Here is a 7,365-nt window from a genome sequence, read left to right as displayed (position 1 = left end):
CGGGTGAGTGCCGTCCTTCGGCAGCGCGTCGAGTTCGGCCTGGCTGGGGAGCTCGTCGCCGAGGTCCTTTGCGAGGCCGTGAGCGACGTCCACGCGGAAGCCGTCGACGCCGCGTTCCGACCAGAACCGCAATGTGCGGAGGAAGTCGTCGCGCACCTCGGGATTCTTCCAGTTGAGGTCGGGCTGTTCTTTGGCGAAGTAGTGCAGGTACCACTGGCCGTCCCCGACCGGCTCCCATGCCGGCCCGCCGAACGCCGATGTCCAGTCCGCCGGCGGCTCGGACCCGTCCGGGCCGCGTCCGTCGCGGAAGATGTACCGATCGCGCGCGGGTGAGCCCTTTGGGGACGCGAGAGCTTCTCGGAACCAGTCGTGCCGGTCTGAGGTGTGGTTCGGGACGAGATCGATGATGAGCCGGATATCAACCGTGTGCAGCGCTTCGACGAGCTGGTCGAAGTCGTCGAGGGTGCCGAGCCGCGGGTCCACGTCACGGTAGTCGTCGACGTCGTATCCGCCGTCGGCGAGCGCGGACGGGTAGAACGGGCTCAGCCAGATCGCGTCGATGCCGAGGCTGCGCAGGTAGGGCACCCGATGGGTGATGCCGGGCAGGTCACCGATGCCGTCGCCGTTGGAGTCGGCGAAGGCGCGGGGGTAGATCTGGTAGACGGTTGCCTGGCGCCACCAGCTGGCGCCGTTGGTCGCACGGCCTGGGATGAGCGCGGTTTCGAGTACGTCGGTCATGAGGTGTTACGGAGCTCCTTGTCGGGGTTTGTACTTCTCAGTGGTGTCGGTCGGTTACTTGACGGCGCCCTGGGTCACTCCTGCCATGACCCAGCGTTGTGTGAACAGGTAGACGACGATCGCCGGTGCCATGGCCATGAGGTATGAGGCGAAGGCGATGTTGTAGTTGTTGCTGAACTGGGTCTGGAAGATGCTCTGGAGCACCGGTAACGTCTGCTGGGCGGGGTCTGAGGTGATGAGAGACGGCATCATGAAGTCGTTCCATGAGGCGAGGAAGGCGAAGATCCCGACGGTCGCGCTCATCGGCGCCAGGAGCGGGAACACAAGTCGCCAGAAGACCTGCCACGTCGTCGCACCGTCGATGCGGGCGCTCTCCTCGATCTCGTCGGGGATGGAGCGCAGGAACGCGGTGTAGAGCAGAGTGCTGAACGAGAGCTGGAACATGGTGTGCAGGATCGCGACGCCGAGCGGGTTGTCCAGCCCTGCCATCCCGGTCAGCTTCACCTGGGAGAGCGCGAGGACGGGGAACGGCAGGAACATCGCGCCGAGCAGGTAGAAGAAGGACCAGCGGAAGAACCGGCGGTCCCAGTTCCGCGAGATCGCGTACGATGCGACTGAACTCAGGACGATCGTGCCGACGACCGCGATGGCGGTGACGAAGAGCGAGACGGCGAAGCCTCGGGGGAAGTTCGTCAGCCGCCACGCCTCCACGAGCCCGTCGAGAGTGAACGGTGCCGGCAGGGAGAAGGCGTTGCCGTCTACGGACTGGGACGTGGTCTTTAGGGCCATCGAGACGGTCACGTACAGGGGGACCAGCACGGCGATGGCGCATACCACGAGCGCGAGGGTGACCGGCATGTTGACCCGGCCCTTCCCTGGGCGGGCTGTCGTCGATGCGTGGGGCGTTGCGGGTGCGGTCATCGGACGGCCACCTTTCCGCGTGTCAGCCGCAGCTGGACCAGGGCGAGGGCGAGGGCGATGAGGAAGAAGACGGTCGCGTTGGCCATCTGGTAGGCGTAGTCGCCGCCGGTGAAGCCGGAGAAGATGGTCATGGCCACGCTGCGCGTGGCTGTGCCCGGCCCGCCGTCGGTGAGTCCGACGATGATGTCGTAGGCATTGAGGAAATTCTTGAACCCGATGACGATGTTGATCAGCACATAGCCGTACAGGAGCGGCAGGGTGACGGCACGCAGCCGGCGCCACGCCGACGCGCCGTCGAGCGAGGCCGCCTCGTAGACCTCCCCCGGGATGGAGACGATGCCCGCGATGTAGATCAGCATCGTGGACGGGATCGCCTGCCAGGCAGTGACGACGACGATCGCAGTCCAGGCGAGATCGGGATTCGCGAGAATGCTCTCTTCGAGCGGACCGAGACCGACAGCGGAAGCGAACTGAGGCAGCGAGTTTGAGAACAGATAGTTGAAGACGTAGGCGATGATGATTCCGGAGACGACCATGGGCAGGACGAACACCGTCCGTAGCGCGACCTTCGCGCGGATCATAGATGTCAGACCGATCGCGAACAGGAACGCGATCACGTTCACAACCAGTACTGTGACCAGGGCAAACCCGATCGTGAACAGGTATGCGTCGAAGATCGCCGGGTCCGAGAAGAGGGCGATGTAGTTGGTCAGCCCGATGAACCGGGTATCGCCGAAGCCGATGGAGTCGGTGAAGCTATATATGACGCCCATGACTGCCGGGACGGTGATCGCAAGCGTGAACAGCACGAGTGAAGGAACGAGGAAGACGTAGTAGGTCAGGTCGACGCGGCGGCGCCCGGTGGGACGGTGTCCTGGTTGAGAAGTTCTCGAGGCCGCGCCGGTTCGGTTCGCGGCCAGGGTAGCGGCAGGGATTGCCATGACACTCCTCGATTCGTGTCGAGATCCTGCGGGAGAGTTCAGGAACGGAAGGCCAGACGCGCCCAGTCCGCGTCGATGGTGCGCAGGACGGAATCGGGATCGGCCCCGGTGACGAGCGCCTGCGCGTAGTTGTGGATCGGGATCGACTGCGGGAGGAGCTGCGACGGCCCCAGGTAGAACTCCGCACGGTCGTAGTAGGGCTGGACCTCGACGAGCGTGGGATGCGTGACTTCCGGTGCGTCGGTCGTGACGCCGAAGCCCAGGTTGTCCGCGTTGTAGGTGTCGATGATCTCAGGCTGCATGAGGAAGGAGAACAGCTCCCGAGCGGCATCCTGGTTCGGCGACATCTCGGGGATCCACAGGGCGAGGTCGATGTTGACACGGACCTTGCGATCGGCCGGGTTCTCCGTCACCGGCAGCGGGAACGCACCGACGTCGATGTCGGCGTTGGTCTTGGCAATCTCCGTCAATGCCCAGGGGCCCTGCAGGTACATAGCCGCCTCACCGTTGGCGAACGCGAGGTTACCGTCGCCGTAACCGCGACTCGCGGCGTCGGAGTTGGAGTACTGGGCGAGGGTGAGCATCCGCTCGACGGGCTCGCGGAACTGCTTCTGGAAGGAGACCGGCGAGTCCGGGCCGGTGTCCGAGCCCTGCTCCTCGAGTGCCTGGAAGAACGCCGCGACATCGATCATGCCGCCCGCGGTGTAGTCGAACAGGCCCTGCCCCACGGTCCACGGCTCGGAGAAGGTGCTGTAAATGGGCGTGACGCCGGCCTCGGTGAGCGCTTCACAGACGTCGATGAGCTCCGGCCAGGTAGTGGGCGCCTGGATCCCGTGCTCATCGAACATCGCCCGGTTGTACAGCACCGCCGCCGTCATGAGCGAGTACGGGATCACGCTGGTGCGGCCCGGGTAGGACGCCGTGAGATCGACGAGTGGGCCCAGATCCGGGTTGATCCGGTCGGTTTCCGGCATGTCGCCGAGGTCGCTCAGCGCGCCACGGTCGACGAAGCGAGCAACTTCGAAGTTGAAGTTGAGACAACCGAGGTCGGGCGGAGAGCTCCGGACGAAGCCGGCAGAGAGGTTGGACGTCGAGTCGTGGCGGATTCGAACGTCCGGCCGCGACTCGGAAAACCGCTGAACGAGCTCGCCGAAGTACCCGATGACCTCGGGCTTCGACTGGTGGAACGTGATCTGGGTGGCACCGGTGTCCGATCCACACGCTCCCGCGATCAGTCCGGCACCGACGAGGCTGGCTCCGCGGAGGAACGATCGCCTCGTCAGCCCGTTCGGCGCTGAAGTGGAGGTAGAAGGCACGTCATCGTCTCCTTGTCGTCGCACCACCGGGGTTTTCATCGGGCACTATATTTAGGGCTTAGATTTAATCTCTGTATCATGATGGAAACGTTCGTTAGAGTCAAGAGGTGCATCCAACCGCAATGACCGACTCGCCTGAACCGGCCAACTCGTCGCAGCTCGTCCGCCAGGCCAACGCGGCCGCCGTGCTGCGCTCGGTCTGGGACACCGCGCCGTTCACGGCGAGTGAAGTCATGGCCACTACGGGTCTGACCCGCTCGACTGTCCTAGGCCTCTGCGACGAGCTCGTCGCACGCCGGTGGATCACCGAGCTGGAGGATGCGCGCACTGCAGGGCAGTACCAGAAGGGACGTCCGGCTCGCCGTTACATCTTCAATGCCCGGGCAGCGCACTTGGTGGGTGTCGACGCCGGGCACCACCGCGTCACAGCCTCCGTAGCCGACCTGCGCGGGAAAACGGTCGCCCGCATCGCGCGGCCTCTGCGCAGTGACGGGCACGACCCCGAAGCACGTCTCGCCGACGTGCAGGCAGCAGTGGACGATGCTCTCCGTAAAGCCGGCGCCATGGAAAGCTCCGTGCTCGCGGCCGTCATCGGCGTTCCGGCGCCGACAGACACTCAGGGCCTCTCGCCGCTCGCCGACGAGCGCCATTTCTGGCCGCGAATGAACCCCGGGTTCGTCGACGCGTTCGCACGTAGCGCCCAGACCGTGGTCGTGGAGAACGATGCAAACCTAGCCGCTGTCGCCGAGGGAGCCGTTGGCGCGGGCGTGGGACTTTCCTCGTTCGCCACGCTGTTGTCAGGCGAGCGCTTCGGGGCCGGACTCATCGTCGACGGGAATCTGTTGAAGGGCCGTTTCGGAGGCGCGGGCGAGATGCGGCTGCTCGACATCGTGGAAGGAGTCGGCTCGACAGACGGCCTCGGGTACGTGGCCCGGGAGCTCGTACGGCAGGCAGTCGACGCCGGAGACGTCTCCGCCGGCTCACCGCTTGCCCGGACCGCCCCGGACGCTCTCGACGCGGCCGATGTCTTCGACGCCGCCGAGTTGGGGGACCGCGTCGCCGACACCATCCTGGACAAGCTGGCCGACCGGCTCGCCCGCGTGTGCGCCGTCATCACCGCGCTGCTCGACGTCGAACGGATCATCGTCGGCGGCGCCATAGCCCCCGCGCTGAACCCTGTGGTCGAGCGCGCCACCGAGCGCCTCGGGGCCTACATCCACCCCCCGGTGCCGACGATCGTCGCATCCACCTTGGGGGCAGACAGCGTGAGCATCGGCGCCGTAGGCCGAGCGCTCGCCACCCTGAAAGACCACCCGCTCGATTTCACGCTCAGACCCGCGGAGGCGACCGTGCGAGCCCGACCGTAGCGACTATGGACCCCGCCAAGCATGTCTCCGTAGCAGCCGAAGATGTCGCAGGCGTGCATCGGGACCAACTAGCGAAAGTCGAGACGCCATACCCGGACAGTCAGAGCTGGTACTCGGCTTCGAGTACCAGCTGACCGCTCGGCAATGTTGCCCATGTTTTGTGCGCCCTCGGCAGGATTCGAACCTGCGACTTTCGATCATGTGCACGAAGTCCGCGCTGGTTATCGTTGGTTTGGCTGGCTGATCTGGTGCGATGCGGTTGATCGCTGCTGGCGGTCTTGCGGACTAGATGATTACGAAGACCGCCCCGCGAGGCGTGCTTCGGCGATGAGTGCCTCGACGTCCTCACGCGCATTGAGCACCCGTCGGTCACCAACCTTGAAGCTCTTCGCCCCCTTGCCCGATTTCTCGGGTGAGTTCTGGCCCCAATTTCGGGTGAGTTCTGGCCCCGCCCTGGGCGCGTCGACGCGTGTTGTTGGAACGAGTTTTGGCTCCACTTGTTGATCTTCGGTGTTTGTTCAGCGGTTGGTAGGCCAGGCCATCCGGTCCTGACGAACGGCCCACTGTCAGCGGGCTTCACCGATCAGAAATCCTCCGCCACGTCGTCAGTTCTGGTAGCCCCCTCGCACCGGTGGAAGGATTGATGACCATGACCGACGTTAGACCGCTGGGCGCCGACGAGGCCACGTTCATCGCGGCGGTCCGCTCAGGCGATACGGCGCGGTTCGCGCTCATCACGGAGCGCCACCGGCGTGAGCTGCAGGTGCACTGCTACCGGATGCTCGCGAACTACGACGACGCCCAGGACATGACGCAGGAGACGTTCCTGCGAGCGTGGAACAAGCGGGAGTCGTTCAAGGGTCACGCTGCGCTGCGGACCTGGCTGTACCGGATCGCGACGAACGTCTGCCTCGACTTCTTGGAGAAGCGCAATAAACGCACACCCGTACCGTCCGAGCTGTCGGACTCCGGCTCCGAGGCGCTGTACCTGCAGCCGTACCCCGACCGGATGCTCCCCGAGGACCCGCAGGAATCGGTGGTGGCGCGGGAGACGATCGAGCTGGCGTTCATCGTCGCCGTCCAGCACCTGCCACCGCGGCAGCGGGCGGTGTTCATCCTGCGCGACGTCCTCGGCTGGCCGGCGTCGAAGGCCGCCGACGCCCTCGAGCTGACCGTCGCATCGGTGACCAGCGCACTGCAGAGGGCGCGCGTGACGATGCGCGAGCAACTGCCCGACCGCCGTCTCGACTGGCGAAGCCCCGCCACCCACGAGCTGTCGAATGACGAGCGCGGCGTGGTGAAGTCGTACATCGACGCCCATGAGCGCAACGACCTCGACGGGCTGATGTCCCTGCTGCGCGACGACCTGCGCTTCGCGATGCTGCCCGAGTCGGGCACCTTGATCATGACGGCCAAGGACGCCGTGGATAGCTGGGTCTCCGGTGGGCTCTTCCAGCGCGGTTACGACGACTGGCGCTGTATCGCCACGACGGTCAACCGCATGCCTGCCGCCGTGCTGTACCTCCGCACCCTCGACGACCCGGCGTACCGGCTATTTGCCATCGCGGTCCTGCACATCGTCGACGGGAAGATTGCCGAGCTCACCGGATTCGACGCCACCGACAAACCATGGCTGGGCTTGCCCGCGACGCTGTGATCACACATGTCCCCATCGTCGACGAGTCCAGCGCACGGGCCGGCGTCACCGAAGTCACCGCGGAATGAGCACCCCGACCAGCTGAACACCAACGCGACAACGCGAACACCACCGCCCCGCCGGCGTTGCCGGCGGGGCTTCCTTATGCCCGAAGAACGTCGTCACGATCAACGACGCCGTCGTCCTCATCTCCAGCGAGTCGGTCAACAGCTCACTCGGAACGCAAGGAAGGGCCGGGGGAAGGCTCCCTCATAGCCGAGGGTCACGGTGAGCACCAGGAAGGATTTCGACCCTGGTCTCACGAGCCGATCATCTGGCCCGTGCTCATCGCCTCGTCTCGTATCGGGTCAGCACCACGCCGCCGGGAAACGTCCGCGCCTCCACCAGGGCCAGGTTCACCCAGCTGTCCAGCGCGGTGAAGAACG

The 7,365-nt window shown here is 65.4% G+C and carries 6 protein-coding genes and 1 pseudogene; 2 read left to right on the top strand and 5 right to left on the bottom strand.

Annotated features, from left to right (window positions below; all coding sequences use genetic code 11):
* From ELR45_RS38125 to ELR45_RS16985, 4 genes are all read right to left on the bottom strand, one after another.
* Positions 1-738, bottom strand: a 738-nt coding sequence (locus tag ELR45_RS38125; protein WP_240759807.1) for an alpha-amylase family glycosyl hydrolase, incomplete at its 3' end; no start/stop codon positions are given.
* A 54-nt stretch (positions 739-792) separates the two neighbouring features.
* Positions 793-1,659, bottom strand: a complete 867-nt coding sequence (locus tag ELR45_RS16995) for a carbohydrate ABC transporter permease (protein WP_129667461.1) — start codon at positions 1,657-1,659, stop codon at positions 793-795.
* A complete protein-coding gene (locus ELR45_RS16990; RefSeq protein WP_129667460.1) occupies positions 1,656-2,600 on the bottom strand; it encodes a carbohydrate ABC transporter permease in 945 nt (314 codons plus the stop codon). Before ELR45_RS16990 ends, ELR45_RS16995 begins: the two co-directional genes overlap by 4 nt.
* A gap of 38 nt (positions 2,601-2,638) precedes the next feature.
* Positions 2,639-3,916, bottom strand: coding sequence for an ABC transporter substrate-binding protein (locus ELR45_RS16985; protein WP_205856740.1), 1,278 nt, complete (start codon positions 3,914-3,916; stop codon positions 2,639-2,641).
* 122 nt (positions 3,917-4,038) lie between these two features.
* On the opposite strand from ELR45_RS16985, the gene ELR45_RS16980 reads away from it, so the two are divergent.
* Both ELR45_RS16980 and ELR45_RS16970 read left to right on the top strand, forming a co-directional pair.
* A complete protein-coding gene (locus ELR45_RS16980; RefSeq protein WP_129667458.1) occupies positions 4,039-5,283 on the top strand; it encodes an ROK family protein in 1,245 nt (414 codons plus the stop codon).
* Positions 5,284-5,932: 649 nt separating this feature from the next.
* Positions 5,933-6,940 (top strand): RNA polymerase subunit sigma-70, encoded by a 1,008-nt coding sequence (locus tag ELR45_RS16970; protein WP_129667456.1) that lies wholly within the window; start codon positions 5,933-5,935, stop codon positions 6,938-6,940.
* A gap of 324 nt (positions 6,941-7,264) precedes the next feature.
* Here ELR45_RS16970 and ELR45_RS42765 read toward each other — a convergent pair.
* Positions 7,265-7,365 (bottom strand): annotated as a pseudogene (locus ELR45_RS42765) (dihydrofolate reductase family protein); the annotation flags it as partial.

The sequence above is a fragment of the Phytoactinopolyspora endophytica genome (assembly GCF_004138495.1).
Classification (GTDB): domain Bacteria; phylum Actinomycetota; class Actinomycetes; order Jiangellales; family Jiangellaceae; genus Phytoactinopolyspora; species Phytoactinopolyspora endophytica.
The sequence above is the reverse complement of the archived record's forward strand: the minus strand, read 5'-3'. Positions and strand labels throughout refer to the sequence as shown.